This is a genomic window from Pseudomonas inefficax (genome assembly GCF_900277125.1).
GTDB lineage: Bacteria > Pseudomonadota > Gammaproteobacteria > Pseudomonadales > Pseudomonadaceae > Aquipseudomonas > Aquipseudomonas inefficax.
The window spans coordinates 107,688-122,488 of sequence record NZ_OPYN01000207.1 but is presented as its reverse complement, the minus strand read 5'-3'; the positions used below and the strand labels follow the sequence as shown (position 1 = coordinate 122,488).

Here is a 14,801-nt window from a genome sequence, read left to right as displayed (position 1 = left end):
GGGAGCGGGTTTACCCGCGAAGCGGCCGGTGCTGGCTAGAACAGGACTTTCGCCACATCGGCAAAGCGCTTGGCAAAATGCACGGTCAGGCCTTCGCGCAGGTAGTCCGGCAGCTCTTCATAGTCCCCACGGTTAGGCTCCGGCAAGATCAGCTCGAAGATCTTCTGCCGCCGCGCCGCAATCACCTTCTCGCGCACACCGCCAATCGGCAGCACCTGCCCGGTCAGCGTCAGCTCGCCAGTCATGGCCACGCCTTTCTTGGGCGCCTGGTCACGGGCCAGCGACAACAGGGCGCTGGCCATGGTGATGCCGGCACTCGGGCCGTCCTTTGGCGTGGCGCCTTCGGGCACGTGCAGGTGAATGAACGCTTCGTTGAAGAAACCCGGGTCACCACCGAACTGCTTGAGGTTGGAGCTGACGTAGCTGTAGGCGATTTCGGCCGACTCTTTCATCACATCACCCAGCTTGCCGGTCAGCTTGAAGCCCCGGTTGAGGGTGTGGATACGGGTGGCTTCGATCGGCAGCGTGGCGCCGCCCATGCTGGTCCAGGCCAGGCCGGTGATCACGCCTTTGCCGGCCAGCACTTGCTCGCTGCGGAACACGGGCATGCCAAGCGCGGCTTCCAGGTCCTTGGTGCCTATCTTCAGCTTGGCCTCGGGGTTATCCAGCAGCTTGACCACTGCCTTGCGCACCAGCTTGCCCAGTTGTTTCTCCAGCTGGCGCACCCCGGCTTCTCGGGCATAGCCTTCGATCACCGCGCGCAGCGCACTGTCGCTGATGCCGAGGCTGGTCTTGGCCACGCCGGCCTTTTCCAGCTGCTTGGGCCACAGGTGGCGCTTGGCGATGGCCAGCTTCTCTTCGGTGATGTAGCCGGACAGGCGGATCACTTCCATGCGGTCGAGCAATGGCCCGGGGATCGAGTCCAGGGTGTTGGCGGTGCACACGAACAGTACCTTGGACAGGTCCAGACGCAGGTCGAGGTAGTGGTCGAGGAAGTCGACGTTCTGCTCCGGGTCGAGGGTTTCCAGCAGTGCTGAAGCCGGGTCGCCCTGGTAGCTCTGGCCCATCTTGTCGATCTCGTCGAGCATGATCACCGGGTTCATCACTTCAACGTCCTTCAGGGCCTGCACCAACTTGCCGGGCTGGGCGCCGATGTAGGTGCGGCGGTGGCCCTTGATCTCGGCCTCGTCACGCATGCCGCCGACACTGAAGCGGTAGAACGGCCGGCCGAGCGATTCGGCGATGGACTTGCCGATGCTGGTCTTGCCGACCCCGGGCGGGCCAACCAGCAGCACGATCGAGCCGCTGATCTCGCCTTTCCAGGCGCCCACGGCGAGGAATTCGAGAATGCGCTCCTTGATGTCATCGAGGCCGGCGTGGTGCTGGTCTAGGACCTTGCGCGCGTGGTTGAGGTCGAGCTTGTCCTTGCCGTACACGCCCCAGGGCAGGGCGGTTGCCCAGTCCAGGTAGTTGCGGGTGACAGCGTATTCGGGCGAGCCGGTTTCGAGGATGGCCAGCTTGCCCATCTCTTCGTCGATGCGCTTGCGCGCCTGGTCCGGCAGGGTCTTGCCTTCGAGGCGCTGCTCGAACTGCTCGAGGTCGGCGCTGCGGTCGTCCTTGGTCAGGCCCAGTTCCTGCTGGATGACCTTGAGCTGTTCCTTGAGGAAGAACTCGCGCTGGTGCTCGCCGATCTGCCGGTTGACCTCGGCCGAGATCTCGTTCTGCAGGCGCGCGACCTCGACTTCCTTGCGCAGCATCGGCAGGACCTTTTCCATGCGCTTGAGCATGGGCACGCAGTCGAGCACTTCCTGCAACTGGCTGCCGGTAGCCGAGGTGAGGGCGGCGGCGAAGTCGGTGAGTGGCGACGGGTCGTTGGGGCTGAAGCGGTTGAGGTAGTTCTTCAGCTCTTCGCTGTACAGCGGGTTGAGCGGCAGCAGCTCCTTGATCGCGTTGATCAGCGCCATGCCGTAGGCCTTGACCTCGTCGGTCGGCTCGGCGGGCTGGCGCGGGTATTCGACCTCTACCAGGTACGGCGGGCGGTGGTGCTTGAGCCAGGTACGGATGCGTACCCGGGTCAGGCCCTGGGCGACGAACTGCAGCTTGCCGTTCTCGCGGCTGGCGTGGTGCACCTTCACCAGCGTGCCGTACTGGGGCAGCGCCGAGGTGTCGAAATGGCGGTGGTCTTCTGGCGGAGTATCCATGAAGAACAGGGCCAGGCTGTGGTCTGGTGTCTTGGCTACCAGGTCGAGGGTTTCTGCCCAAGGGTCTTCATTGACGATGACCGGCAGCACCTGGGCCGGGAAGAACGGACGGTTGTGGATCGGGATCACGTAGACCTTGTCCGGCAGCTGCTGGCCGGGCAGGGCGAGGGCGTGGCCGGTTTCGGCCTGGGGAGTGGTGTGTTCGACTTCGCTGTGTTCGTCGGGATGTTCCGGGAAATCCTGCTGGTCGCTCATGGGGCACCTGCGTGAATGACTATGGTGCTTAGATGGGGCGCGGGGGGATGGGTTTCAATGGTAGACGAAGGGTGCAGAGAGAAGTGATACCTGTACCGGCCTCTTCGCGGGTAAACCCGCTCCCACAGGTACGGCGCCGACCTTAGGGGCAGCGCCTTACCTGTGGGAGCGGGTTTACCCGCGAATGCGGCAGCAGGTCCACTGCCGCATCTCTGGATTACTCAGCCAGTTTGTAGGCGATGATGTAGTCGCCCATCCTGGTGCCCAGCGAGCCATGCCCGCCGGCAGTCACCAGCACGTACTGCTTGCCATCCTTGCCGCTGTAGGTCATCGGCGTGGCCTGGCCACCCGCTGGCAGGCGGGCTTTCCACAGTTCCTTGCCGTTGTTCACGTCATAGGCGCGCAGGTACTGGTCCAGTGTGCCGCTGAGGAAGCCGACGCCACCAGCGGTGACAATCGAGCCGCCCATGCTCGGCACGCCAACCGGCAGGCCGATCGGCACCGGGGTGCTGTCGCGGGTGGTGCCGTTCTTGTGCTTCCACACCACCTTGTTGGTGAACAGGTCGATGGCCGCGACATAGCCCCAGGCCGGGGCCTGGCACGGTACGCCCAGTGGCGACATGAACGGGTGCATGGTCACTGCGTACGGCGCGCCGGTGTTCGGCTGCACGCCGCTGGTCTCGCTTTCGCGCTTGCTGCCCTCGGCAACTTGCTCACGCGGGATCATCTTCGACACGAAAGCCATGTAGTTGGGCGAGGTGAACAGCAGTTGGCGCACCGGGTCGACCGACACGCTACCCCAGTTGAACACACCGACGTTGCCCGGGTAGACCAGAGAGCCTTGCTCGGATGGTGGAGTGTACTGGCCCTCGTAACGCAGCTCGCGGAACTGGATGCGGCACAGCATCTGGTCGAACGGCGTGGCGCCCCACATGGCCTGTTCGGTCAGCTCGGGGCCAAGCAGGTTGAGGTCGGAGCGGGCCTGGGTCGGCGAGGTGTGATCGCCCTTCACCGCACCTTGCGGGGTGGGGATTTCGCGGATCGGCACGATCGGCGTACCGTCGCGGCGGTCGAGCACGTACAGGCTGCCTTGCTTGGTCGGCACGATGATTGCCGGCTTCACGCCATCGTCGGTCTTCAGGTGGACCAGGGTCGGCTGGCTGCCGACGTCCATGTCCCACAGGTCGTGGTGGGTGAACTGGTAGTTCCAGCGAGCCTTGCCGGTGGCAAGGTCGAGGGCGACAACGCCGGCGCTGTACTTCTCGGCACCCGGGGTGCGGTTCGCGCCCCACTGGTCCGGGGTCTGGTTGCCCAGTGGCAGGTAGATCATGCCGAGGTCTTCGTCGACGCTGGCGATCGACCACATGTTGGCCGAGTTGCGGCTGTACATCTTGCCGGGCGCCAGTGGCTGGGTGTCGTCCGGGTTGTTGCTGTCCCAGTTCCACACCAGGTGGCCGTCATGCACGTCGTAGGCGCGGATCACGCCGGATGGCTCGTTGGTCGACTCGTTGTCGGTGACATGGCCACCGATGATCACCAGGTCACGGGTAACCGCGGCTGGCGAGGTGGAGTAGTAGCCGCCAGCGGTGAACGGGCCGATGCCGGTGGTAAGGTCGATCACGCCCTGGTTGGCGAAGCCTTCGCAGACCTTGCCGTTGTCGGCGTTGATGGCGATCAGGCGGGCGTCCGCAGTCGGCAGGTAGAGGCGGCGAGGGCAGGCCTGGGCCACGGCCTGGCCGGCGTCGGTAATTTTCGGTACCGGGCTGCCGTCGCGGCTGACGTAGCGGTTTTCGTCATAGTACGAAACGCCACGGCAGGTCATGTGGGCAAAGCCCTTGAACGTGCCGACCGGGCTCTTGACCTGAGGGTCGTAGCGCCAGATTTCCGCTCCGGTGTCCGGGTCCAGAGCCAGCAGGCGGCTGTGCGCGGTGCAGGCATAGAGCATGCCGTTGACCTTCAGCGGGGTGTTCTGGTTGGTCAGCTCCACCGGGTCGTTTTCGGTTGGCAGGTCACCGGTGCGGATGCGCCATGCTTCTTCCAGGCGGTAGGCGTTCTGCGGGGTGATCTGGCGCAGTGGCGAATAGCGGTCACCGTGCTCGGTACGCCCGTAGGCCTGCCATTCACCGTCGGGCATGGCCGGGGCAGCGCTGGCCATTTCGCTGCTGTCGCGGCCCAGTTCGCCGAACACTTCACCGGGGTGGGTGAACTGGCTGCCCAGGGCGCAAGCGCCCGAAGCGACCACCGCAACGCCGAGCAGCGCAGTATTGGCTTTGCTGGCCGGGCCGATCAGCGGGCGACGCGCCCAGGGCAGCAGCAGGACCACGCCGATGGCAAACCATATGGCCAGGCGAGGCACCAGTTGCCACCAGTCCAGGCCCACTTCGAGCAGGGCCCACACGGTGCTGCCCAGCAGTACCAGGCCGTAGAGGCCCAGGGCGATGCGGCGCTGGGCCAGCAGCAGGATGCCCGACAGGGCGAAGCCGATACCGGCGATCAGGTAATAAAGCGATCCGCCCAGCTGGCTCAGCTTGATGCCGCCGGCCAGCAGGGCCAGGCCCATCAGCAATAGCAGCGCGCCGATCAGGCGCGGTAGCCAGCGGCTTCCATTGTTGGCACCTTCAGTGCTCATCGTAGGTTCTCCGTCAGGTCAAAAAGGGGTTAGAAACTGCTCTGGATCTTCAGGCCGCCGATCAGGGCGCCATCGACTTGCGACACCCCGCCCGGGTGGCGGATGTACTGCAGGTTGGGGCGTACCGTGAGCCAGTCGGCCAGGTGGATGCCGTAGTACAGCTCGGCGCTGTACTCGGTGTCCTGCACCGGCAGGAAGCCGGGGTTGTCGTAGTCGTAGAGGCCGGCGGCCTGGTTGGCCAGGCGCGCGTTCTTGCGATATGCAGGGTTGACATGCACGCGGGCGAGGGCGAAACCGATGTCGTCCTTGGCGCGGGCATCGAAGGGCCCTTTGTATACCAGTCCTGCCTGAACATAGTTGTCGATGGCATTGGTCTTCTTGTCGTGCACTGTGGCGTTGGCGAACAGGCTCAGGCCACGCGACTGGTCGGACGCCAGCGAAGTCACCTGCTGCTGGGCGCCGAGCCACAACCCGTGCTTGCTCGAACTGCTGCGGTAGGCCGCGCCGCTGAGGGCTGCCGGCTGGCCGTTGCTGTCCTTGAGAACATCCTGTGCCTTGGCATTACTGTAGTAGTAGCCGGCGCGATATTCCCCTTTCAGACCATTGACCCGTGGGCTCCATACCAGTTCTATCGGCATTACCGCGCCCTGGGTGCCACTGCCGCTGAGCTTGAAGCCGTTGCCCGATTCCAGGTTGGAGGGGTTCTGCTCGTACACGCCGACTTGGGCGTAGAGCGCATCGTTGAGGTTGTAGCGCACGCGCAAAGCCCACTGGCTGACCGGCCAGTTGTACCAGATGCCACCCACCCAGTTGCCTACCTGCGAGCCGCAGAAGGCCAGGTTCTGGAAGTCGCACGGGAAGCTGTTGAAGTCTTCGCCCTCGCCGAAACGGCCGAATTTCACATCCAGTGCGCCATCGAAGTACTTCTGCTTGATCCACATCTGCGTCAGCCGCCAGGTTTCACCGCGGCCCCAGACCTCCTGGGCCGAGGTGAAGCCGCCGACACGTGGGTCGTTGATGCGGTCGTTGCTGATGTTGTCGCCGTGACGCTCGGTGATGGTCAGCTGGAATTCGGTGTCGTGCCAGCCGAGGATCTTCTCCAGGTCCAGGTGGCTACCGAAGGTGAACTGGTCGCTGTAGCGCGCGGTGCGGTCGTGGTCGTAGCCACCCTGCAGGTTGCTGCCCATCTCGCCGGTGTAGCCGAGGGTGAAGTCGTAGCCTTTTTCCAGCAGTTCGCTGCGGGTACCACCCCAGTCGCCGAGCATCCATGGGGAGCCGCTGGCGAACATCTCGCTGGCGCCGGTGGGAGCCGCCAGGGCACTGAGGGCAAGGCCGATGTAACAGGTTTTGGGCAGTTGGAGCATGAGATAGCGCTATCTTCTGATTATTGAATAAACGGCAAGCGCATCGAAGGGAGCGCCCTTCAATGGATATGGCAACAAGATGGTTTCGATGAAGCGATTCAGCTTGCGGCGGGGAGGATATAGAGGAAATTGTAAGAAAAAAAGACAAATTGTCGCAGTGGATTGTTGCTTGTCTGGTAACAGTACAGATGATGGGACGATAAAGGAGGGACCTTGTGGGAGCGGGTTCACCCGCGAATGCGGCGGTGGCCCTGGCATCGCATTCGCGGGTAAACCCGCTCCCACAGGGATCGCGTCAGGTTAGAAGGTGGTACGCAGGCCCACTTCCACGCTGCGCCCCGGCGCCGGGGCGATATCGCGCAGGATCGAGCTGGCATAGCGCACGGTCTGGTCAGTCAGGTTCTCGCCGCGTACAAACGCCAGCCACTGGCTCTGGCCAACTTCGAAGCGGTAGCCAACGCTGGCCCCCAGCGTGGTGTAGCCGTCGGTGCTGGTTTCGTTGGCCGGTTTGCGATGCTGCGACGCGGCATGCTGCACATCGACCCGCACCTGCCAGCGGTCCAGCTCCCAGACCAGGCCGCTGTTCAGGCGCAGCGGGGCGATGCGTGGCAGCGGCTCGCCACTGTCGAGGTTCTTCGCCCGGGTGTAATCGCCGGAGAGCTCCAGGGCGAAGCTGCCATAACGGTTCTCGACCAGTTGCCAGCGGTCCTGGGCCTCGATGCCATAGAAGCGCGCCCGCACGCCCTGGTACTGGTACTCCGGGAAACCGTCATGGTCGTGATCGTGGTCGTGGTCATCCTCGCCATGGTCATGGTCATGCCCCTCGCGGATGTTGCCGGTGCCGATCAGGCCGATGTAGTTGCGGAAGTGGCTGTAGAACACCCCGACACTGCCCTTGTGGGTGCCGTTGTCGAAACGCAGGGCCAGGTCGGCAGAAATGGCTTTTTCCTTGTTCAGGCTGGCATCGCCGACTTCAAAGGCTCCGGTGGCCACGTGGGCACCATTGGCATACAGCTCGTAGAAGGTCGGGGCGCGCTCGGTGTAGCCGAGGTTGGCGGCCAGCGCCCAGATCGGGTCGAGCTGGTACACCGCCCCGGAAGACAGGCTGAAGGCGTTGAAACTGCTGGCGCTGTCGGCGTCGGCGAAGTTCTCGTTGCCTTTGGCATCCGGGTCGACCCGGGTGTGCTCCATGCGTGCGCCCAGGCTCAGGTTCAGGCGCTCGGTGGCTTGCCACTGTTCCAGCATGAACAGCGCCAGGCTATCGGTGTCGGTGTGCGGGACGAAGGCTTCCTCGCCCAAGGCGGAGAATTCGTTGCGGCTGACCTGCGCACCGATCACGCCTTCTACCGGCCCGAGCGGTTGGTGGCGGGCTTCGATACGTGCTTCATAGCCCTTGTTCCTGAAGGTGGTGTGGACCTCGCCTTCTTCGATTTCACGGTGCTCGTAGTCGGTGTAGCCGGCATCGACCTTGACCGAAGTGAACGGGCCTTCCAGATCGCGCAGTTCGGAGGCGAAGGCGTAATGGTCCTGCTTCATGTCCAGGCGCACACCTGGCTCGGCTACCGAGCCATAGTTGCTGTCGTAGCGGCTGTACGACACGCCGGCGTAACCGTGGTCCCAATGGTAGGCGCCACCCACGGCGCCACCGTCCTGGCGGCCGTCGCTGTTTTCCAGGCGGTGCTTGCTGCCGGGTTCGTCGGCATCGCGTACCTTGGAACTGCGCGCGTAACCGGGGATGCGAAGGTCGTTGAACTGGCGGCTGTTGGCATCCAGGTGCAGGGCAAAGGCACCGTTGCCGGCTTCCAGCTTGCCAGCGCTGCTGCGGGTGGTATCGGCGCCGCCGTAGCGCAGTTCACCGGCACCTTGGATGCCCTCGATGGGGGCGTCCGGGATGCGATTGTCGAAGGTGTTGACCACGCCGCCGATGGCGTTGCCGCCGTAGAGCAGGGCAGCCGGGCCACGGACGATCTCGATGCGGTCGACGGTCACCGGGTCCAGCGGCACGGCGTGGTCGTAGGACAGCGATGAAGCATCCAGGGCGCCGACGCCATTGCGCAGGATGCGAATGCGGTCGCCATCCAGGCCACGGATTACCGGGCGACTGGCGCCAGGGCCGAACCAGGTAGAGGCGACTCCGGGCTGTTTGTTCAGGGTTTCACCGAGGCTGCCGTGTTGCTGTTGCAGCAGCTTGTCGCCTTCGAGCACGGTGCTGGGGGCGGCCAGCTGGCTGTTGCCCAAAGGGTTGGCGGTGATGACCTGAGGTTCGAGTTCCACGGCGTGGCTGGGTGATGCGGCCAGCCACAGTGCGATGGCGAGAGGAGAAAGGCGAAGCGGTGTGTACAGCATGGGGATGGGGCGTTCCTTGGCAGATGCTTTTGTATTGTTACAATATAACATCTCTATTTCAGCACAGAGGTTTTGCGCCTGGCCAGCGGTTTTTCTGTCGACTCATCTGATCCCACCCACCACTACACTCGTGTAAGGTGCGCATCTTTCCTACGGAGCACTGGCATGAGCACGGCCCAACACAACGCGCTGCACGGCAAGACCCTCGAACAGATCCTCACCGAGCTGGTTGCGCACTACCAATGGCAGGGCCTGGCCGAGCGCATCGATGTGCGCTGCTTCAAGAGCAACCCGACCATCAAGTCGAGCCTGACTTTCTTGCGCAAGACGCCGTGGGCACGGGAAAAGGTCGAGCAGCTGTACGTGAAGCTGCAGCGCCAGGCCTGACATGCCGCGCCGTCCCTGGCTGACCGGCATGGCCGTGCTGGGCTGGTTCGGCCTGGCCGTGCAGGTGTACCTGGTGCTGTTGGCGCGTTGGCAGGAGCAGGCCAGCCTGGTTGGTGGCCTGATCAATGTGTTCGGGTATTTCACCGTGTTGACCAATACCCTGGTGGCAACGGTGCTCAGTTATGCGGCGTTCGGCCGGGAAGGCCGTGCCAAGCGTTTTTTCCTGTCGCCTTCAGTGAGTTCCGCGGTGGCCGCCAGCATCGTGCTGGTGGCATTGGCCTACAGCGTGCTGTTGCGTCACTTGTGGCAACCGCAGGGCTGGCAATGGCTGGCCGACGAGTTGCTGCACGATGTGATGCCCGTGCTATATGCCTTGTATTGGTGGTGCGAGGTGCCCAAGGGCAGGTTGCGCCTATGGCACTTGCCGGTCTGGGCGGTGTACCCGGCAACCTATTTTGCCTATGCGCTGTGGCGAGGGAGCGAGATTGGCGTGTATGCCTACCCGTTCATCGATGTGGCGAGCCTGGGGTATGGGCAGGTATTGCTCAATGCTTTGGGGGTGTTGGCGGGGTTCTGGGGGATCGGGCTGGTGTTGCTGGGGCTGGATCGGTGGCGCCCCATTCGCGGGTAAACCCGCTCCCACAAGTACTGCGCTGCCCTCAGGAACAGCGCCGCCCTTGTGGGAGCGGGTTTACCCGCGAAGAGGCCGGGGCAGCAAACAATCATTCGTCGTCCGCAGTCCCGTCGGCACGCCAGTACGCTACAGCCTTCAGCGCGTCCTCAGGCACCCCTTTCTCCAGCAACAGTGCCTTGGCCTGGCGGGACAGGGCTTTTTCCAGTGCCACCCAGGCGTATAACCGGCCTTGCGGCAAGGTCAGGTTCTTCACCAGCGCCAGCAAGTCTTCCTGTTGGCGACGTACCCAGATCACCTCCACCTGCGCCTTGCTCGGCAGTGGCTGGCGTTCCTGCTCGTCTTCGATCTGGATAACCGCCAGCACCTGGCGCCCCGCAGGCAACTCCTCCAGGCGGCGGCCAATGGCCGGAAGGGCGGTTTCGTCGCCGATCAGCAGGTAGCTGTCGAAGATGTCCGGCACCACCATCGAAGCCCGCGGCCCGGCGATGTCCAGAGTTTGCCCGGGTGCCGCCTGCGCGGCCCAGGTGGAGGCGGGACCATCGCCGTGCAGCACGAAGTCGATGTCCAGCTCATTGGCCACCAGGTCGATGCGCCGTGGCGTGTATTCGCGCATGGTAGGCCGTGCGCCACCCTCTCGGCCCAGGTTACGAGCGTCGATGGCTTGCTGTTGCTCCGGTGTTTCGGCGAACAGCAGCTTGATATGGTCGTCGCTGCCCACGCTGGTGAAGCCTTGCAGCTCGGCACCCCCGAGGGTGATGCGGCGCATGCGCGGGGTCAGTTCGGTGACCCGCAGCACCTGCAGGCGGCGTTGGCGGATTTCGTGGTTGACGCGGTGAATGGTGTCACTCATGGGGTGTCTCCCTGACAGGTTCGGCCGGCCCGGAGGCGATGGCCTTGGCGGTGTGATTGAGCAGGTCGCGAACCCGCTCGATTTCTTCCGGTGTCCACCGGCCGCTATGCATGTGCAGTGCGTGGCGCAGGTTGCCGACCGCTTCATGAATCTCTGGTGGGCGGTCGTGGCCGCGCAGGGCGCGCTTGCTGACTTCGATGCGCATGCGCACGCCGTCCAGCGCGACGGCCTGTTCGGCCAGGGCGGTGCGACCGGCTTCGGTGATGGCATAGAGGCGTTTGCTGCCCTGCACCTGGCCGCTGATCAGCTCGGCCTCTTCGAGGAAGTTGAGGGTGGGGTAGATCACCCCGGGGCTTGGGCTGTAGCTGCCGTCGAACAGGTTTTCGATCTGACGGATCAGGTCGTAGCCGTGGCCTGGCTGCTCGGCGAGCAGGGCCAACATCAGCAGCTTGAGGTCGCCGGGGGCAAAGACGCGTGGGCCGCGCTCGCCACGGCCAGGGCGCCGTTCGAAGGGGTCATGGGGGGTGTGTTCGCGCATGGGGCAAGGCTCCGTCGTTTGCGATATATCGTAAGATATTACTCAAGATATATCTAAAGACAAGCCTTCAATTGCAGATGATTATCATCTAGTTATTTGATGTATCCCCTTGCGGCGTGGTTGTATGCACGGCCACCTGCGGCGCTTTGCATTCATTCGGATTGCCCGGTTGCAGGTATGGCATGAGAATCGGAGCCATGCCCTTGAGTACCTGCACCGGCAGCGCCGAGGTGAACTTGAAGGCCTCTGCCGAGCGCCCCGGCACGAATGCGGTCAAGGTGCCGAAGTGGTTGTCGCCCAGGAAGAACACGAAAGTGGCGGTACGGTTCAGCGAGCGCGAGCCGATCAGCCGGCCGCCAGCCCCAAAGCTTTCGATGCGGTTGTCACCAGTACCGGTCTTGCCGCCCATCACCAGTGGCGTACCGTCCTGCAGCTTGAAGCTGCCGGAAATACGCCGCGCTGTGCCCGCATCCACCACCTGCGACATGGCGCCTTTGAGGGCGCGAGCCACTTCGACCGGCAGTATCCGCACACCCCGGTCCGGGTCAGTGACCAGCTTGGTCTCGTAGGGCGTGTTGGCCGCGAAGTGCAATGTGTCGATCCGCAAGGTCGGCAGGCGCACGCCATCGTTCTGGATGATGCCGACCAGCTCGGAAAGGGCGGCAGGTCGATCGCCCGAGCTACCGATGGCGGTGGCCAGCGAGGGTACCAGGTGGTCGAACGGATAGCCCACGCGCTTCCAGCGCTGGTGAATGTCGAGGAACGCTTCGATCTCCACCATGGTGCGAATGCGGCTGTCACGGGCGCCCTGATGGCGGCTCTTGAACAGCCAGCCGTATACCTCCTGGCGCTCGAAGCGGCTGGCATTGACCATTTCGGTCAAGGTAGAGCCGGGGTTCTTCAGCAGGTAACCGAGCAGCCACAAGTCCAGCGGGTGGACCTTGGCGATATAACCCTGATCGGGCAGGTCGTACTTGCCCGGGCCATAGGCGTCGTACATCTCCGACAGGCGGCCATCGGTCAGTTTGCCCAGAACGATCTTGTCACCCTTGAGGTGGGCACGGACAAACGCGTTGAAGGTTTCCTGGCCAGCCTCGGGGAACAGGTAGCGGTGCACGGCCGCCAACCGTTGCGGGGTCACGCGCATGCTGTCGAGGAAGGTGTCCAGGCGCTGCTGCGAGGTCTTGCGCTGGTATTTCTTCCAGAAGCGCATCAGGTAGTTGGTGCCTTCCTTGTCGGCGAAACGGGCCAGGTATTCCTGGCGGCGCGGGTCGGAGTCGTCCTTGAGCAACGGCACGCGGTTGTACGGCTGCTGGTAGGTCACGTAGCGCACCAGGTCGCGCATCAGGCGGATGAACGGCAGGTTGATCGATTCGCGCAATGCATCCTTGAGGGTTGGGTTGCGGCTGTTGTCTTCCTTGCGGAAGTTGTTGAACACATGCATGCCGCCGCCGGTGAAGAAGGCTTCGCCGGTGTTGGCTGAATACTTGCGCTCCAACGCGGCATCGAGCATGGCGTCCAGGCTCTGGTTCTTGCTGTTCTGTGCCAGCCATTCCAGCGACCACTGGCTGATGCGGTCGAGTTCGGCGACTTCGACTTTCTTCAACTCGGCGGCAGGCTTGCCGGCGTACTTGTCGTGCAGTTCGGCGATGATTTCCAGGTAGGTGGTGAGCACCCGCAACTTGGCGGTGGAACCCAGTTCCAACTTGCTGCCTTCGTTGATGTCGAAGGGCTGGTCGGTGCTGTCGGTCTGCACCCGCACCCGCGAGCCGTCGGCGGTGCGCTCGAACAAGGTGAAGCTGTAGCTCACCTGGTCGGTGGTCTTGGCGGTGAGCAGGCGTTCGCCGATCAGGCCGATCTGCGCCGCGAATTCAGGGTCGGCAAGGTTTTTCAGGTACTGGCTGACCTGCAGTTGCAGGTCGGACTGCAGGGTACTGGTGGCCGACACGTCGAGCCGGTCGAGGTCGTACAGCGGGCGATTGAGCATGGCCGCCAGGCGGTTGCGTGCCAGGCTGATGCCCTTGTTGGTGACGATCGGCACGATGGTCGGTTGCGCCACCCAGTCGCGATATACCGCCTTGCTGGCCAGTGCCGCGTCGGCCAGTGGCTGCTCGATGACCTTGTTGGCGGCCAGCACACGGATGTGCGCATCGGTCAGTTCGGCCAGTTCGAGGCGCCCCTTGGACAGGTAGTGCGAGGGCCGGCGCTGGGCGATCATCAGCGACAGCACCTGGCGCAGGGCCAGGCCGCGAGCGGCCATGCTTTCGGGGTCGCTGGCGGTGGAATTCAGGGTCTGGTTGACCTGGTCGAAATCGGCGCCGTACCACACCCGCAGGCCTTCGGCCATGCCATGCACTTCGCCATGCCCGGGCACTGCGGACAGCGGCACGCTGTTCAGGTAGTCCCGCACGATGCGCTGGCGTGCCTCGGTAGTGTCGGGGCCACCCTGGTAGGCGCGCACGCTGGCGGAAATCATCTGGCGGATCTTCTCGGCGCCGGAAACGGTCAGGCCGTCCGGTGAATGGCGGTACTTTTCCAGTTGCGTGGCCAGGGTGCTGCCGCCAGCGGACTGACCGGGCAGGGCCAGGTACTTGGCCACCTGGCTGTAGGCGGCCTTGGCGAAGCGCGGCCAGTCCACGGCCGGGTTGTTGCGCGGGTCCTTGGTGTCGAGCAGGTCGCGGTTCTCGATGAATAGCAGGCTGTTGACGATCACCGGCGGGATCGCAGCGAAGTCCGGGTACAGGTGTTGCGGGTAGTTGTACTGGTACAACACGTCGCCGCGGCAGTCGGTGATCGACAGGCCAGCCTGGATTTTCTCGATATAGGGGGCGAACAGCCCATGATCGACGTAGTTCATCAACGCCGGGGAGAACTTCACCTGTTCGCTGATCAGGTAGTCGCGCTTGAGCAGGCGCGGCAGGAATTCGCCCAGGGCGCTGTAGCCCAGGCGCTTGTCGAACGGCCCTTCGCCAGGGTAGACGATGGCATCGCTGGGGCCTGGTTGCAGCGAATAGGTGAGGGTGCTGGCCAGTTTGCTGAATTCCCGCGACTGCAGGTTGGAGGTGCGGAATTCGTCATACGCAGCGAAGCCGATGGCCACCAGCGCCACCAGCAGGATGAGGATGATCAGCCGCCACCACAGCCGACGCTGACGGGGGGATTTGGGTTGTGGCGTCTCGGCCGGAGGTATCTCGGGTGCTTCCGTTCTGCTTGGTTCCGATTGCCACAGTGCGCCCATAGTCTTCTATCCGGCCAGGTATTTTCGTCTTGCTTGTCTGAAGCTTAGACGTTGAGCGGGTCAGGTGAAAAATTTGTAAGAGACGGCGAAAAGTAGCGTAGGGCTATGCGGCTTTGGTGTGGGTTTCTTCGTAAGGCGATATTGCTATGGTGGCCGGGCGATTTTGCGGCCCCTTCGCGCCCCATTCGCAGCACAAGGCTGCTCCTACAGGAGATACGCATTCCCATGTAGGAGCAGCCTTGTGCTGCGAATGGGCGCGAAGCGCCCCAGAGATCTTGCTGAATTTTCCTGTTTATACAGCGAAAAACCCTGCAGCGGTCTTCCTATACTGCTCGCCCCCTTCGCCTTGCCGGGCGCTC

9 protein-coding genes are annotated in these 14,801 nt (G+C 63.6%); 2 read left to right on the top strand and 7 right to left on the bottom strand.

What is annotated here, in order from left to right; all coding sequences use genetic code 11:
- Positions 1-35 precede the first annotated feature (35 nt).
- The 4 genes from lon to JV551A3_RS25530 form a co-directional block, all read right to left on the bottom strand.
- Positions 36-2,456, bottom strand: a complete 2,421-nt coding sequence (gene lon, locus JV551A3_RS25545) for an endopeptidase La (RefSeq protein WP_112250563.1) — start codon at positions 2,454-2,456, stop codon at positions 36-38.
- 217 nt (positions 2,457-2,673) lie between these two features.
- Positions 2,674-5,085, bottom strand: a complete 2,412-nt coding sequence (locus JV551A3_RS25540) for a glucose/quinate/shikimate family membrane-bound PQQ-dependent dehydrogenase (RefSeq protein WP_133975034.1) — start codon at positions 5,083-5,085, stop codon at positions 2,674-2,676.
- A gap of 29 nt (positions 5,086-5,114) precedes the next feature.
- A complete protein-coding gene (locus JV551A3_RS25535; protein WP_133975032.1) occupies positions 5,115-6,449 on the bottom strand; it encodes a carbohydrate porin in 1,335 nt (444 codons plus the stop codon).
- Between the two features lie 300 nt (positions 6,450-6,749).
- Positions 6,750-8,795: a TonB-dependent receptor gene (locus JV551A3_RS25530; protein ID WP_133975030.1), complete on the bottom strand. Its 2,046-nt coding sequence runs from the start codon at positions 8,793-8,795 to the stop codon at positions 6,750-6,752.
- 165 nt (positions 8,796-8,960) lie between these two features.
- Here JV551A3_RS25530 and JV551A3_RS25525 point away from each other — a divergent pair, with 165 nt between their 5' ends.
- Both JV551A3_RS25525 and JV551A3_RS25520 read left to right on the top strand, forming a co-directional pair.
- Positions 8,961-9,182 (top strand): VF530 family protein, encoded by a 222-nt coding sequence (locus tag JV551A3_RS25525; RefSeq protein ID WP_003252112.1) that lies wholly within the window; start codon positions 8,961-8,963, stop codon positions 9,180-9,182.
- A 1-nt stretch (position 9,183) separates the two neighbouring features.
- Positions 9,184-9,813: a Pr6Pr family membrane protein gene (locus JV551A3_RS25520; RefSeq protein WP_133975028.1), complete on the top strand. Its 630-nt coding sequence runs from the start codon at positions 9,184-9,186 to the stop codon at positions 9,811-9,813.
- A gap of 91 nt (positions 9,814-9,904) precedes the next feature.
- Here JV551A3_RS25520 and JV551A3_RS25515 read toward each other — a convergent pair whose 3' ends face one another.
- The 3 genes from JV551A3_RS25515 to JV551A3_RS25505 all read right to left on the bottom strand — a co-directional run bounded on the left by JV551A3_RS25515 (position 9,905) and on the right by JV551A3_RS25505 (position 14,442).
- Entirely contained in the window at positions 9,905-10,666 is a 762-nt protein-coding gene (locus JV551A3_RS25515; RefSeq protein WP_133975026.1) for a siderophore-interacting protein, read from the bottom strand.
- A complete protein-coding gene (locus JV551A3_RS25510; protein WP_046614772.1) occupies positions 10,659-11,204 on the bottom strand; it encodes a PadR family transcriptional regulator in 546 nt (181 codons plus the stop codon). Before JV551A3_RS25510 ends, JV551A3_RS25515 begins: the two co-directional genes overlap by 8 nt.
- 88 nt (positions 11,205-11,292) lie before the next feature.
- Positions 11,293-14,442 carry a transglycosylase domain-containing protein gene (locus JV551A3_RS25505; RefSeq protein WP_133975024.1) on the bottom strand — a complete coding sequence of 1,050 codons (3,150 nt, stop codon included), beginning with the start codon at positions 14,440-14,442 and terminating at the stop codon, positions 11,293-11,295.
- Positions 14,443-14,801 lie beyond the last annotated feature (359 nt).